The organism is Halomarina pelagica (assembly GCF_024228315.1).
Taxonomy (GTDB): domain Archaea; phylum Halobacteriota; class Halobacteria; order Halobacteriales; family Haloarculaceae; genus Halomarina; species Halomarina pelagica.
The window spans coordinates 2,003,436-2,016,473 of sequence record NZ_CP100454.1 but is presented as its reverse complement, the minus strand read 5'-3'; the positions used below and the strand labels follow the sequence as shown (position 1 = coordinate 2,016,473).

Genomic DNA, 13,038 nt, shown 5'->3' with positions numbered 1-13,038 from the left:
CGGGCCGTCGGCGGTGCCGTCACACCGCGGAGGGGGTCACCCGGGGGTGCGTCCGGCGGTCTATTCGGGGTGTCGCGCCCGATGAGCGGGGGTGTCGAGACGCTCCTCCACGGCGAGGCGGACCACCGCGACTGGTTCGTCACGGGCGTGTACGCCGCGGCGCTCGTGGTGGTCGCCGTCGTGGTCGTCGCCTCGCGGCTCGTCATCGGGACCCTCCTCTACGGTGCCGTCCTGCCCTGGCTGCTCGTCGGGACGCCGCCGCTCGCCTCGCTCGTCTCGGCGGCCCGGGGCGGGGGGCTCATCGAGAGCGTCGTCATCGGTCTCCTCCCGGCGACGCTGTTCGCCGTCTTCGCCGTCGCCACCGATCCGCTCGTCGACGCCCTCCTCGTCGTCGGCGGCGTCTGTCTCGCCGGCGCGGCCGTCGGGTTCGTCGCCGGATACGCCGGGCGCGAACTCCTCCGTCTGTATCAGGGGTGAACCGCGCCGAGGTGTCGTCCGTCGCGACAGCCGTGCGACCGACGCACATCGAGGAGACCGCGAGCGGCGAGTCGCGTGAACCGACGCCGTCCGCGCCGCGCGTCGCATCGACGCCGTTTCGTATGCGTGGGGTAATCCTCGGATATGCCCAAGATAAGCGTCGAGATACCGAAGGAGCTGCTCGACGACCTCGACGCGCACGTCGGGGACGACGGGAAGTTCGTCAACCGCAGCGACGCCATCCGTGCCTCGATCCGCAAGACGCTCGACCTCCTCGACGACATCGACGCCCGTCACGGGCGGTTGGAGGACGATGAGTCGGCGTAGCCGCGCCGACGGGCTCGCGGTCCCCCTCCCGGCGCTCGCGCTCGTCGCGCTGTTCGTGACGGCGCTGGTCACCGCCCAGCTCACCGCCTCGAAGGTGCTCTCGTTCGCGCTCCCGTTCTCCCTGCCGGTGACGGGGGACGCGCTCGTCCTGCCGGGGGCGGCGCTGGCATACGCGCTCACGTTCTTCGCGAGCGACTGCGTCGCCGAACTGTACGGCAAGCGCACCGCGCAGGCGGTGGTCAACGTCGGCTTCGCGATGAACCTCGTCCTGCTCGCGCTGGTCTGGAGCACGATCCTCGCGCCCGCCGCGCCGTCGAGCGTTCCGCCCGAGCAGTTCGCCACCGTCCTGGGCGCGAGTACCCACGTCGTCGCGGGGAGCCTCCTCGCCTACCTCGTCAGCCAGAACTGGGACGTGCTCGTCTTCCACCGCCTCCGCGAGTGGACCGACGGCGACGCGCTCTGGCTGCGGAACGTCGGCTCGACCGCGACGAGTCAGTTGCTGGATACGTTCGTCTTCGTCGGCGTCGCCTTCTGGCTCGCCCCCGAACTCCTCGGCGGCCAGTCGCTCCCCGGCGGGGTCCTCGCGTCGCTGATCGTCGGCCAGTACCTCCTGAAGCTCCTCATCGCGGTCGTGGACACGCCGTTCGTCTACGCCGTCGTCGGGACGGTGCGCGCGCGAAACGCCCGCGCGGAACCCGCCCTCGGCGACTGATCCCGGAATCGAACGGTGCCGACACCGGCCACTCAGCACCCGACGCGCCACCCGACCTCGGCAGGCCCCGGGCTTTTGTCTCCCCCGTCCGTCTCCCCCTCGTGACCAGCGACGGCCTCGTCGACCTCGATCAGGAGTGCTGGACGGTCCTCGCGAAGTACAACCTGGCGCTCGCCACCGCGTTCGGCGCGACGGCGGTCGTCGCGCGGGCCGTGGACGCGAGCCTCTTGCTCGTCGTGGAGAACGGCCTGCTCGCGCTCGTCTTCGGCGCGCTACAGACGTACGCCTGGCTGTCGAACTGAGACAGTACGGGATCAGTCGATCCGCGTCGCGAACGCGAAGCGCGGTTTCACGTCCTCGACGCGGACTCGGACGGACTCGCCCGCTTCGGTGCCGGGGACGAACACCGTGAACCCCTCGACCTTGGCGATGCCGTCGCCCTCGTTCCCCACGTCCTCGACCTCCACGTCGAGTTCGTCGCCGGCGCGGACGGGCGCGGTGAGCCGGCGCTTGGCGACGAGGTAGAGTTCCGAGGACTCCTTGCGCGAGGCCTCCGGGCGCACCTCGCGGACGTAGTCGAACTCCCGCTCCACGTCGCGCCTGAGGTCGCGCACGTCCGGGCCGTCGAACACCTTGGCGACGAAGTCCCCGCCCGGCGCGAGGAGGTCGCGGGCCGTCTCGAAGGCCATCCGGGCGAGGTGGACCGACCGGGCGTGATCGAGCGAGTACTCGCCGCTCATGTTCGGGGCCATGTCCGAGAGCACGACGTCCGCCTCCCGCCCGTCGAGCGCCTCTCGGATCCGCTCGCGCGTCTCCTCCTCGGTCATGTCCCCGCGGACGGTCTCGACGCCGTCGAGGGGCTTCACCCGCTGGAGGTCGACGCCGACGACGGTGCCCCCCTCCCCGGCGAGTTCCGCGGCGACCTGTAGCCACCCGCCGGGTGCCGCCCCGAGGTCGACCACCGTGTCGCCCGGTTGTATCAGCCCCGCCGTCTCGTTCAACTGCTTCAGCTTGTAGGCCGCGCGCGAGCGGTAGCCCTGCTGCTTCGCGCGGTTGTAGTAGTCGTCCTTCCGGGCCATTTGCCCGGAGTACGCGAGGCCTCCGGATACGCCCTTCGTTCACCCCTCGTTCGCCCCGCTCCCTGACCTACCTCACTCGTCGCCCCCCGCGCGCCGCGCCAGCGCGTAGCCGACGGCCGCGATACCGCCGAGCGCGCCCACGGGACCGAACCCGGGGCCGAACGCGCCCGAGGAGCCGCCTCCCTCCTCGCCCTCCGCCCGCGTCCCGTTGCCGGCGAACCCGCGGGTGACGTTCTCGGCGAGGATCTCCGAGAGCTGGACGCCGAGGTAGCCGTTCGTGCAGGGCTGCTGGTTGTCGATGACGAACAGCTGTCCGGGCGCGAGGTTCAGGTTGTTCGGGAAGTACATCGACGAGCCGTAGATCTCCTCGCGGTTCCCGACCTTGTCGACCAGCTGGATCTCGAACACCTCCGTCTCGTCGGGGTCCCAGTTCGCCACCTCGCACTGCTCGATGCCCTGGACGTCCACGTTCTTCAGCTTGTTCGTGAGGTGGACGAACATCCCCGTGTAGTCGGTGTTCTCGCCCGCGGGTCGCTCGGGCATGATCGCAGACGTGTCGACGCGTTCCTCGGCCCCGTCGCCGGTGGCGTTCGTGCCGTTACCGCTCCCGTTTTCCTGCGCGCTCGCGGAACCCGCGCCGAGGAGCGTCGCGCCGACACCGGCCAGCAGCGTCCGTCGAGAAACCGAATCACCAACAGTCATGTTCGACTGCACTCGCGGCTATCATTTCACTCTTGTCCACTCGAATGACACTGAATCGGTGGTGCAAGTATCACCGTGCCGTGGCGTTCCGCGGCGTGACGATCTCCCGGCTCCGTCGATCCGGCGGCGATTCCACGGCGGGTCGCCATTCCGCGGTCGTCCTCGCGCTCGCACGCGCGTGAACCGTTCATGTTTTTACCCCGTCGCGGGTAAGTCGCGTTCATGTTCAAGGCTATCGTGAGTTCGGGGACGCTCCGGGCCGCGCTCGACTCGGTCAGCGTGCTGGTGGACGAGTGCAAGATCAGACTGGAGGACGACGGACTCACGATCAGGGCCGTCGATCCCGCCAACGTCGGGATGGTGGACCTCTCGCTGTCGGCGGCCGCCTTCGAGTCCTACGAAACCGACGGCGGCGTCATCGGCGTGAACCTCTCGCGGCTGGAGGACATCGCCAAGATGGCCGGCGCGGACCAGCTCGTCCAGTTCAAACTGGACGAGGAGACGCGCAAGCTCCACATCCAGATCGAGGGCCTCGAGTACACCCTCGCGCTCATCGATCCCGACTCCATCCGTCAGGAACCCGACCTCCCGGACCTCGACCTGCCGGCGACGGTCGTCGTCGAGGGACGCGACATCGACCGCGCCGTGAAGGCCGCCGACATGGTGAGCGACCACATCGCCCTCGGCGTCGAGGCGGACGACGAGTACTTCTACGTCGACGCGCAGGGCGACACCGACGACGTCCACTTCGAACTCGACCGCGAGGACCTCATCGACCTCACCGCGGGCGAGGCGCGCTCGCTGTTCAGCCTCGACTACCTCAAGGAGATGAACAAGGCGCTCCCCAAGGACGGGGAGGTGACCGTGGAACTCGGCCAGGAGTTCCCGGTGAAGATCCACTTCGACATCGCCGAGGGGCAGGGCCACGTCACGTACATGCTCGCCCCCCGCATCCAGAGCGACTGACGACGCGCCGATCGCAGTCCGGCCCCCCTCTCCCTTCTCGCGTTGCGTCGCACTGCGGCCCCGTCGTCCGCAGTCGGCCGTACCGTTCGCGGTCCGCCGGCCGTACCACCGTCCCCACCACCGCCGGTCGCCGCGCGCGACGGTTCGACCGTGGTCGTCCGTCGACCCCGGGATCGCCCGTCGACCCGAGATCGTGCGCCAGACGTCCGCTGCGCGTCAGACGACGGCCGATCCGCTTAAGCGGGACCTGGCGGAGACACCACCATGGATTCCCCCCACCTCCAGTTTCTCGGCGGTACGTTCGGGCTGGGACTGGGCGCGTCGTTCCTGGTCGTCGGCACGCTCCTCGCCCTCGGGTGCGTCACGACCGTCGCGTCCGTCCCGGTGTGCGGCGCGTCCGGCGGGCCGCTCGCGCGCGCCGCGCTCCTCGTCGCGATCGGCCTCGGATCGACCGCCGTCGGCGGGCGCGAGACGCTCCGGGCGTGGCGGCCGCCGCGATAGCGTCCGCTCGCGGGACAGTCAGCCCAGACTCCGCTCGATGACGGCGGCGGCCTCGCGCGCGGCCTGCCGCCAGCCGTACGCCTGGGCGTAGACGTGTCGCTTCGCGTCGACGATCTCCTCGGGCGAGGACTCCTCGAACCCGCCGCGCGCCCACGTCCCGCTCTCCCTGAGCCAGTCGACGACGCGCTCGCGGGTCTCCTGCCAGGAGAAGCCGACGCTGCGGTAGTAGGCCACGAGCGAGAAGATCGCGTGGTCGTGACAGCCCGGCACGCTCCCGTGCTCGTAGATGGTCCGGAGCGACTCCTCGGAGGGGACGGCGACCTCCTCCCGGTACTCGGCCGGCGAGAGCAGTTCGAGCGCGCCGCCGGGCGTCTCGCGAACGCGCTGGTCGCGTCGCAGTCGGCTCAACGCGGCGGAGTGGACGCGATCCCACGGGCCGTCGACCGCCTCGCGCAGGCGTCCCTCCGTCGTCGCGCCGGCGGCGAGGACGCCCAGGATGTCGACGTAGGCCTTCTCGACGTCCTCCCACGGCGTCCCGTCGAACCGGCAGTCCGGGTCGTGCAGGCTGTTCGTGGAGCGACAGTCCGGGCAGGGGTAGCGAAACCGCGGCACTGGCCGTACGTCGTCGTGCGCGCTAATAGACCGTTCGACTCGGCGGACGATCCGTCCGACCCGACGGTCGATCCGTTCGACCCGACGGTCGCTCGTGCGTCGGTTCCGCCGTTCGATCGGCTTCAGAGCGCTTAACCGATCCCGACCGGATGAGGGGGTATGGATACGTTTCACGCCCGGTATCCGTTCCTCGACGCCGCTCGGGAGGCGGTGGGAGCCGCGGGCGTGGACCTCGCCACGCTCGTCCGCGAGGACCGAACCGTCGTCGAACGGGGGCGCGAGCGGGTCGAACTGGCGCTCGTCGGCGGAACCGTCCGGACGGACCAGCACGTCACCCCCCGCGTCGAGGTGCTCTCCTACCCGATCGCCCGGGTGATCGTCTCCCTGCTCGACGTGCCGGGCGCGGTCGAGAAGTACGCCGCCGCCGAGGCGTCGACCGCCTACGAGCGGTTCACCGACGAGTTCGAGGGGCGATCGACCCTCGGCGGTTCGGACCTGTCGCTCGACGACTTCCTCTGCGAGTTCGACCTCGCGGACGACGTGCGCGAGACGGCAGACGGTCACCGGGTCGCCGTCGGCACCTACCTCCGCCTCGCGCCGTCGGGCCCGGAGTGGGCGCTCGTCCGGCGGTCGCTCGCGGACGGGACCGTCGCGGTGACCCGCGCCGAACTGTACGAACTCCTGCGCGAGGCGTGCGAGGAGCGCGTCGCGTCGGGGCTCCCGTTCGAGGTCCCGGACCCCATCGCTGACCCCCTGGAACCGACGGTCCGGCGCGTGACCCGGTCGCTGTCGAGTCGGAACTACCCCCGGTCGTTCGACGCCGCCCCGACGCCCGACGCCTTCCCCCCCTGCGTCGAACACCTGCTCGCCGAGGCGCGCGCCGGGGCGGACCTCCCCGCTCACTCGCGGTTCGCGCTGATCACGTTCCTCGCGGGCGTCGGGATGGACGAGGAGGAGATCGTCGAGACGACCGGCAGGGAGGAGGAGTCGTTCGCCTACGCGGTCGAGCGACTGGCGGGCGAAGGCGGCCCGTTCGATCCCCCCGGTTGCACGACGATGCAGGCGCTCGGCGACTGCGTGAACCCGGATACGCTCTGTGAGTCCATCGCCCACCCGCTCGAGTACTACGCCGAGCGACTGGACTGACGGCGGACGCCGCGTCGACGGTCGACAGTCGACGGTTCGCCTCGATCCGACGCCTCGACGGTTCTCGGTGAGCGACGATCGGCGGGGATCGCCGACGGTCAGCGACGGTCAGCGACGGTCAGCGACGGTCAGATCGGTGACGATCAGCGACGCGAGAGCGCGTACCCGAGCAGCGACATGACGATCACGAAGCCGGCGATGCTGCCGACGAGCGCGAGCGCTCCCTCGTTCGAGAGGCCGGTAGCGCCGTTGTAGGTCACACCGATGCCGACGATGACGGCGATGAACAGCCCGACGGCTGCGACGGAGACGACGATTTCCACGAGCGCCTCCCGTTCGAGAGCCATGCGGCGCGGTTTCCACGGACGGAGCAAAAACGCTTCGAAGCCGACCGGTTTCCTCGCTTGCCTCGGCGGGCGAGCGACTAATGCACCTCGGGAACCTACGTTTCCCGTGGAGCGATCGAGTCGCGCTCCCGACACGAAACCATGACGCAAGCCGAGATCATACCAGCGTCACCGCGAGTCGCCCTCGCCCCCGACACCCGTCGTCTCGATCCGAGGGCCGCCCGAGCCTGGACCGAGAAGATGGCCGTTAGCGCCCGCGGTGGCGGCATATACGACGTTCACAGTCAGAGCGGAAACACCTACACCGTCGACCTGGTGGACGGGGTCTGCTCCTGTCCGGACAACCAGTTCCGCGGCGAGCGGTGCAAGCACGTCCGCCGAGTTGCACTCGAAATAACGGGGGGTCGAGTCCCCGCGCCGGGCTACCTCGACGTCGAGTGTCGCGCCTGCGGCCGCGACGCCTTCGTCCGCGAGGACGCCCCCGCGATCTGCGAGGAGTGCTACCTGCTCCCGGGGACGACGGTCCGCGACCGCGAGACGGGCGCGTTCGTCGTGGTCGCGGAGACGACCGACGACCGGGCCGACGAGACGGTCCTCCCGCCGAGACAGGAGACGCTCTCGGCGTTCGACGGTCGAGGAGCGGACGCGGTCGAGGCCCCCGAGGCGCGGGAGCGCGACGGAGAGGAGCGCGACGATGACGGGCGCGACCGGGGCGACGAACGCGGCGGGGACGCCGCGCCCGGGCCGGCGCTCGCGGGGAACGAGACGACCGTCGCCGACTACCCCGGCAACGAGCGCTACCCCGCGGACGATCCCGTCGTCCGCGTGGTCTACCCGTTCTCCGCCGACCCGGAGACGCCGTTCGAGAGCCTCAGGCGGTACTCGTTCCCGCTTTCACGGCTGGAGCGGGTCGCGCCGCGCGAGCGCGACCGGACGCCGATCGTCCCCCGGAACTGATCACTCGAGCATCGCCGCGGCCTCGTCGAGCGTTATCTCGTCGGCCCTGAGCGCGCGCAGGACCGCGCGGACGCCGGGACCGTCGTCGTCGTCCTCGGTCGCGGTCAGCTCCTCGATGGTCTCTCCGTCCTCGAGCGCGGTCTCCTTCTTGACGCGGTAGTTGCCGCCGTCGGTCCGGTGGAGGGCCGCCGGGTGGAAGAACGCCCAGTCGGTCCGGTCGAATCGAACGCCGATCTTCGGCTTCGCGCCGAAGTTGCGGGCGAAGTAGACGAGCGCCTCGACCTCCTCGCCGGTGAGGTAGATGGGCCGTCCCGCCGAGGCCTTGGCCTCGATGGCGTAGAAGACGTCGCCGTTCCCCGCGAGCACGTCGGGTAGCTCGCGCGCCGTGGCGCTCCCGCTCGCGGGCGCGCGCATGACGGCGAAGCCGCGCTCGTCGAACAGCTTGACGAGTTCGCGCTCGCGCCGGTCCCCTTTCGCGTTCGACATTCAGTCTCACTCGCGCCGCGGCGCGGATAAACCAGTCGACTTCCGACGACGACGCGGCCGCCCGACGGCGGTTTCGAGCGGTCGCGACGGCTCCGCGGGAACGCCGGAAGGTGGGCGCGACGAGAGAGAGGACGCGCGACGAGAGAGAGGACGCGCGACGAGAGAGAGGACGCGCGGCGGGGGCGGAGGCCGGATCAGGTCCCGTGTCGCCAGTCGTCCACGTAGTCGGCCTGCTCGTCGGTGAGGGAGTCGATGTCGATCCCCTCGGCGGCGAGCTTCACGGTGGCGACCTCGCGGTCGAGGGCGTCGGGCACCTCGTGGAGGCCCGGTCCGTAGGTGTCCTCGCCGACGGCCTCGAGTCGGTCGGAGCGCCCGAGCCGTTCGCGGAGGCGCTCGGCGAGGCGGTCGCGGAGGCCGCCGGAGTGGGCGGCGACGAGTTCGCGCACGCAGACCGCCTGCACGCCGAAGGACTGGTCCATCACCTCGACGGGGTGGCCCAGCGCGAGCGGCCCCGCGAGGTTGACGAGGCGGCCCGCCGCGAGGACGTTGAGCCGGCGGCCGTCGTCCAGTTCGTACTCCATCACGCCGTCGCGGACCTCACGCACGTTCGCGGCGAGGTCCGAGAGGTCGTCGAGGTTCACCTCGACGTCGAAGTGGCCCGCGTTGGCGAGCAGGACGCCGTCCTCCATCGCCTCGAAGTGCTCCCGCGTGATCACGTCGCGGTTGCCCGTCACGGTGACGAACACGTCGCCCTTCGCTGCGGCTTCGCGCATCGGCAGGACCTCGTAGCCCTCCATGTGCGCCTCGAGCGCGCGACGGGGTTCGACCTCCGTGACGACGACGTGGGCGTTCTGCCCGGCGGCCTTCTTGGCGACGCCGCGGCCGCAGTCGCCGTAGCCCGCGACGACGACCGTCTTCCCGGCGAACGAGAGGTTGGTCGTCATGGCGATGTTCGCGAGCGCGGACTCGCCGGTGCCGTGGACGTTGTCGAACAGGCGCTTCATGGGCGTGTCGTTGACGGCGAAGACGGGGTACCGGAGCGCGCCGTCCTCGTCCATCGCGCGCAGGCGGTGGACGCCCGTGGTCGTCTCCTCGCAGCCCCCGATGATCCCGTCGACGAGGTCGGGGTGCTCCTCGTGGATGCGGAAGACGAGGTCGCCGCCGTCGTCGACGGTGATCGTCGGCCGGAGGTCGATGACGGCCTCGATGGCGTCGTAGTACTCCTCGCCCTCGACGCCGCGCCGGGCGTAGGAGGTGATGTTCTCGTTGGCGTCGAGCGCCGCGCTCACGTCGTCGTGCGTCGAGAGCGGGTTGCAGCCGGTGATGGCGATCTCGGCCCCGCCCGCGGCGAGCGTCTCCGTCAGCGCCGCGGTCTTCGCCTCGACGTGCATCGCCATCGCGATGCGCTGGCCCTCGAACGGACGCAGGTCCTCGAACTCCTCGCGGAGCGCCGCGAGGATGGGCATGTGCCCTCTCGCCCAGTCGATCTTGCGTCGGCCCTCCTCGCGCGCCCCCCGCGGGTCGTCGAGTCGCTCGCTGATCGGCGGATACGACATGTTCGGACAAGTGAGGGACGCGGGGAAAACGCTACCGGGTCGCCGCGCGGGACGGAGTCGGGCACCGCTCCCGCCGCCGGTGCGGCGATCGGCGCTCCCGTCGCCCGTCACCACGCGCGTCGCTGCCGCCGTCGTCGCGGCCGCCGTCGCCGCCGCCGTCCTCGCCGTCCTCGCCGTCCTCGCCGTCCTCGCCGCGCGCCGAAACCGCGTCGTCCGGCGGTCAGTTCGCCTCGGCGCGCTCGACGAGCGCCTCGGCGCGCTCCTCGGCCTCGGTCCGGATCGTCCAGGGATCGAGCGTGAGCACCTCGCGGTCGCGCATGAGCACCCGGCCGTCGCAGACGGTGTGTCGAACGTCGCTCCCGGTCGCGGCGTACGCGAGGTGGCTGACGGGGTCGTGGACGGGCGTGAGGTGGGCCGCGTCGAGGCCGACGACGACGCAGTCGGCGGCCGCGCCGGGTTCGATCCGGCCCCCGGGGAGGCCGATCGCGTCCGCGCTGCCCGCGGTCGCCATCCGCACGGCGTCGGGCGCGGCGACCGCGCTGGCGTCGTCAGCGGCGAGTTTCCCGATCATCGCGGCGTCGCGCAGTTCCCCGAAGAGGTCGAGGTCGTTGTTCGAGGCCGCGCCGTCGGTCCCGAGACCGACGCTGACGCCGGCGTCGAGCAGGCGCTGGACGGGTGCCATGCCGCTCGCGAGCTTCATGTTCGACGCGGGACAGTGGATCGCGCTCGCGCCCGTCTCGGCGAGCAGGTCGATCTCCGTCGCGTCGAGGTGGACGCAGTGGGCGAGGAAGTCCTCGGGTTCGAGCAGGCCGATCTCGCGGGCGTACTCCAGGGGGCGGACGCCGCGCTCCTCGACGATGGGGTCGACCTCGTGGCGCGTCTCGTTCGCGTGGACGTGGACGGGCACCCCCAGCTCGCGGGCGCGCTCGACGCCATCGCGGAGGTACTCCTCGCCGACGGTGGTGAGGCTGTGGGGCGTGAACGCCGTCTCGATACGGTCGCTCACCCCGCGCACCGCGTCGGCCACCCGCAGGCTCTCCTCCACGTCCGCCCACGCCGCCTCCTCGTCCTTGCCGACCGTGACGACCCCGTGACCGAGGCGCGCGCGCAGGCCCGCCTCCTCCACCACGTCGGCGACCCGCGGCTCGGAGAAGTACATGTCCGCGAACGCCGTCGTCCCGGAGCGGATCATCTCCAGGGCGGCGAGGCGGGTCCCGGCGGCGATGTCGTCGGGGGTGAGTTCGGCCTCCGCGGGCCAGACGTCCTCGCGGAGCCACGACTCGAGCGGCTTGTCGTCGGCGTAGCCGCGCAGGAGCGTCATCGCCGCGTGCGTGTGGGCGTTGACGAGCCCGGGCGCGACGAGCGCGTCGCTCGCGTCGAGTCGCTCGTCCGCGCCCTCCCCGACCTCGGGTGCGACGTCCACGATCTCGCCCGCCTCCCGATCGACGAGCACGTCCGCCCGCTCGACGCGCATGTCGGGCCGGAGGACGAGACCGTCGGTGATGCCGAGTGTGGTCATACCCGCGCTACCCCCGGGAGGGGCGTTATACTATCGACTGTTCGCCGGACGACGGCGGCCGGGAGTGCGAACGCCGTCCTTCGAACCGATGTTAAGTCAGCGATAAGTTTTGGCAACGTACATTAACGCGCTGTGTATGCAGGCTGACCGCTTTCGTCGTCGCGGAGGAAACGGGGAGACGCATCATGGCGTACCAGTTCGACTGCATCGTGGATGGTTGCGACTACACGGCGGAGGGAGAGAGCGAGGAAGAAGTAATGAACCAGGTGCAGGAGCACGCGCGGAACGAGCACCCGGACATGAACGTCGACGAGCAGCAGATCCGGGACAACATAAAGCAGGTCTGAGCGCCTCCCGGGAGGGCGGTATCGAGCGTCGGGCACCGTCCCACCGCGCGCCGAGGGAAAGACAGTTCCCCCGTCGCCGCGAGACGCGGGTATGCGAATCGCCGTGCCCAACAAGGGCCGCCTGCACGAGCCGACGATCGATCTCCTCGAACGGGCCGGCCTGCACCTCGTCGACGGCGCGGACCGGAAGCTGTACGCGGAGACGGTCGATCCCGACGTGACCGTCCTGTTCGTCCGCGCCGCCGACATCCCCGAGTACGTCGCCGACGGGGCCGCGGACGTCGGCGTCACCGGCCTCGACATGCAGCGCGAGTCGGGCACCGACCTCGTGGACCTCCTGGATCTGGGGTTCGGGCGGTGTCGGCTCGTCCTCGCCGCCCCCGAGGACGACGCCGTCGAGTCGGTCGCGGACCTCGAGGGGGGGACGGTCGCCACGGAGTTCCCGCGGGTCACGCGCCGGTTCTTCGAGGAGCGCGGCGTCGCGGTCGACGTGGCGGAGGTCTCGGGGGCGACGGAACTCACCCCGCACGTCGACATCGCGGACGCGATCGTGGACATCACGAGCACCGGGACCACCCTCCGCATGAACCGGCTCGGGATCGTCGAGGAGGTGATGGAGAGTTCCGTCCGGCTGTTCGCCCGCTCCGACGCCGTCGGCGACGAGAAGGTGGAGCAGGTGCGGACGGCCCTCGAGTCCGTCCTCGCCGCGAGCGGCAAGCGCTACCTGATGATGAACGTCCCCGAGGACAGACTCGAGGCGGTCGAGGGGGTCATCCCCGGCCTCGGTGGGCCGACCGTGATGGACATCGCGGGCGAGGGGATGCTCGCCGTCCACGTCGTCGTCGACGAGCGCGACGTCTTCGAGACCATCGCGAAGCTCCGCGAGCAGGGGGCGAGCGGCATCCTCGTCACCGAGATCGAACGGCTCGTGGAGTGAGCTACGCGGGCGCGGTCGAGAGGGTGAGGATCACGAAGTAGACGATGATGCTGAGGATGACCGTCACCGCGTAGTGGACGACGGTGATGAGCCCCCCCACCGCGGCGCGGACGCGGTAGACGAAGCGGATGGCGAGGAAGTCGCCGAGCACGCCGACGAGTATCATCGCCCACGTCGGGTACTGCTGGAGCAGCAGCGTCACCGCCGCCGGGACGGGGCCGACGAACAGCGCCCGCGAGTACGGCACGTCGCCGAGGACGTAGCGCGCGGCGACGTGCGCGGTGAGCGCGAACAGCAGCGAGAGGAGGACGAACGTGCCGACGAGCGCGAGCGGCCCGCCGGCGGTCGGCGTCACCTGCTGCACCGC

General features: G+C 70.8%; 18 protein-coding genes. 10 read left to right on the top strand and 8 right to left on the bottom strand.

Annotation, left to right across the window (positions count from 1 at the left end; all coding sequences use genetic code 11):
- The first annotated feature begins 81 nt into the window (after positions 1 to 81).
- The 4 genes from NKI68_RS10445 to NKI68_RS10430 all read left to right on the top strand — a co-directional run bounded on the left by NKI68_RS10445 (position 82) and on the right by NKI68_RS10430 (position 1,818).
- A complete protein-coding gene (locus NKI68_RS10445; protein ID WP_254542994.1) occupies positions 82 to 477 on the top strand; it encodes a hypothetical protein in 396 nt (131 codons plus the stop codon).
- A 144-nt stretch (positions 478 to 621) separates the two neighbouring features.
- On the top strand, positions 622 to 804 hold the full coding sequence (locus NKI68_RS10440) for a ribbon-helix-helix domain-containing protein (RefSeq protein ID WP_254542993.1): 183 nt from the start codon (positions 622 to 624) through the stop codon (positions 802 to 804).
- A complete protein-coding gene (locus NKI68_RS10435) occupies positions 791 to 1,516 on the top strand; it encodes a queuosine precursor transporter (RefSeq protein WP_254542992.1) in 726 nt (241 codons plus the stop codon). Before NKI68_RS10440 ends, NKI68_RS10435 begins: the two co-directional genes overlap by 14 nt.
- A gap of 101 nt (positions 1,517 to 1,617) precedes the next feature.
- Positions 1,618 to 1,818: a hypothetical protein gene (locus NKI68_RS10430; protein ID WP_254542991.1), complete on the top strand. Its 201-nt coding sequence runs from the start codon at positions 1,618 to 1,620 to the stop codon at positions 1,816 to 1,818.
- 12 nt (positions 1,819 to 1,830) lie between these two features.
- Here the strand turns inward: NKI68_RS10430 and NKI68_RS10425 are convergent, their stop codons facing one another.
- Both NKI68_RS10425 and NKI68_RS10420 read right to left on the bottom strand, forming a co-directional pair.
- A complete protein-coding gene (locus tag NKI68_RS10425; RefSeq protein WP_254542990.1) occupies positions 1,831 to 2,595 on the bottom strand; it encodes a 23S rRNA (uridine(2552)-2'-O)-methyltransferase in 765 nt (254 codons plus the stop codon).
- Between the two features lie 72 nt (positions 2,596 to 2,667).
- The gene (locus NKI68_RS10420; RefSeq protein ID WP_254542989.1) at positions 2,668 to 3,297 is read right to left on the bottom strand and encodes a hypothetical protein; all 630 of its coding nucleotides are present in this window, start codon (positions 3,295 to 3,297) and stop codon (positions 2,668 to 2,670) included.
- A 222-nt stretch (positions 3,298 to 3,519) separates the two neighbouring features.
- Between NKI68_RS10420 and NKI68_RS10415 the strand changes: the two genes are divergently transcribed.
- Positions 3,520 to 4,263, top strand: coding sequence for a DNA polymerase sliding clamp (locus tag NKI68_RS10415; RefSeq protein WP_254542988.1), 744 nt, complete (start codon positions 3,520 to 3,522; stop codon positions 4,261 to 4,263).
- A gap of 264 nt (positions 4,264 to 4,527) precedes the next feature.
- Positions 4,528 to 4,764, top strand: a complete 237-nt coding sequence (locus NKI68_RS10410; protein ID WP_254542987.1) for a hypothetical protein — start codon at positions 4,528 to 4,530, stop codon at positions 4,762 to 4,764.
- Between the two features lie 18 nt (positions 4,765 to 4,782).
- Here NKI68_RS10410 and NKI68_RS10405 read toward each other — a convergent pair whose 3' ends face one another.
- A complete protein-coding gene (locus NKI68_RS10405; protein ID WP_254542986.1) occupies positions 4,783 to 5,376 on the bottom strand; it encodes a DUF7474 family protein in 594 nt (197 codons plus the stop codon).
- Positions 5,377 to 5,535: 159 nt separating this feature from the next.
- Between NKI68_RS10405 and NKI68_RS10400 the strand changes: the two genes are divergently transcribed.
- Positions 5,536 to 6,522 carry a DNA primase large subunit PriL gene (locus NKI68_RS10400; protein WP_254542985.1) on the top strand — a complete coding sequence of 329 codons (987 nt, stop codon included), beginning with the start codon at positions 5,536 to 5,538 and terminating at the stop codon, positions 6,520 to 6,522.
- Between the two features lie 143 nt (positions 6,523 to 6,665).
- On the opposite strand, the gene NKI68_RS10395 is transcribed toward NKI68_RS10400, so the two are convergent.
- A complete protein-coding gene (locus NKI68_RS10395; protein ID WP_254542984.1) occupies positions 6,666 to 6,869 on the bottom strand; it encodes a DUF7472 family protein in 204 nt (67 codons plus the stop codon).
- Between the two features lie 240 nt (positions 6,870 to 7,109).
- Here NKI68_RS10395 and NKI68_RS10390 point away from each other — a divergent pair, with 240 nt between their 5' ends.
- Positions 7,110 to 7,826 (top strand): SWIM zinc finger family protein, encoded by a 717-nt coding sequence (locus tag NKI68_RS10390; RefSeq protein WP_254542983.1) that lies wholly within the window; start codon positions 7,110 to 7,112, stop codon positions 7,824 to 7,826.
- Here NKI68_RS10390 and hjc read toward each other — a convergent pair whose 3' ends face one another.
- From hjc to NKI68_RS10375, 3 genes are all read right to left on the bottom strand, one after another.
- A complete protein-coding gene (hjc, locus tag NKI68_RS10385; RefSeq protein ID WP_254542982.1) occupies positions 7,827 to 8,312 on the bottom strand; it encodes a Holliday junction resolvase Hjc in 486 nt (161 codons plus the stop codon).
- A gap of 194 nt (positions 8,313 to 8,506) precedes the next feature.
- Positions 8,507 to 9,868, bottom strand: a complete 1,362-nt coding sequence (locus NKI68_RS10380; RefSeq protein ID WP_254542981.1) for an adenosylhomocysteinase — start codon at positions 9,866 to 9,868, stop codon at positions 8,507 to 8,509.
- 220 nt (positions 9,869 to 10,088) lie between these two features.
- Positions 10,089 to 11,387, bottom strand: coding sequence for an amidohydrolase (locus NKI68_RS10375; protein ID WP_368410823.1), 1,299 nt, complete (start codon positions 11,385 to 11,387; stop codon positions 10,089 to 10,091).
- 185 nt (positions 11,388 to 11,572) lie between these two features.
- On the opposite strand from NKI68_RS10375, the gene NKI68_RS10370 reads away from it, so the two are divergent.
- Positions 11,573 to 11,734, top strand: coding sequence for a DUF1059 domain-containing protein (locus NKI68_RS10370; protein ID WP_254542980.1), 162 nt, complete (start codon positions 11,573 to 11,575; stop codon positions 11,732 to 11,734).
- 91 nt (positions 11,735 to 11,825) lie between these two features.
- Complete coding sequence (gene hisG, locus NKI68_RS10365; protein WP_254542979.1) at positions 11,826 to 12,671, top strand: ATP phosphoribosyltransferase; 846 nt, start codon at positions 11,826 to 11,828, stop codon at positions 12,669 to 12,671.
- A gap of 1 nt (position 12,672) precedes the next feature.
- On the opposite strand, the gene NKI68_RS10360 is transcribed toward hisG, so the two are convergent.
- On the bottom strand, positions 12,673 to 13,035 hold the full coding sequence (locus NKI68_RS10360; protein ID WP_254542978.1) for a DUF7473 family protein: 363 nt from the start codon (positions 13,033 to 13,035) through the stop codon (positions 12,673 to 12,675).
- Positions 13,036 to 13,038 lie beyond the last annotated feature (3 nt).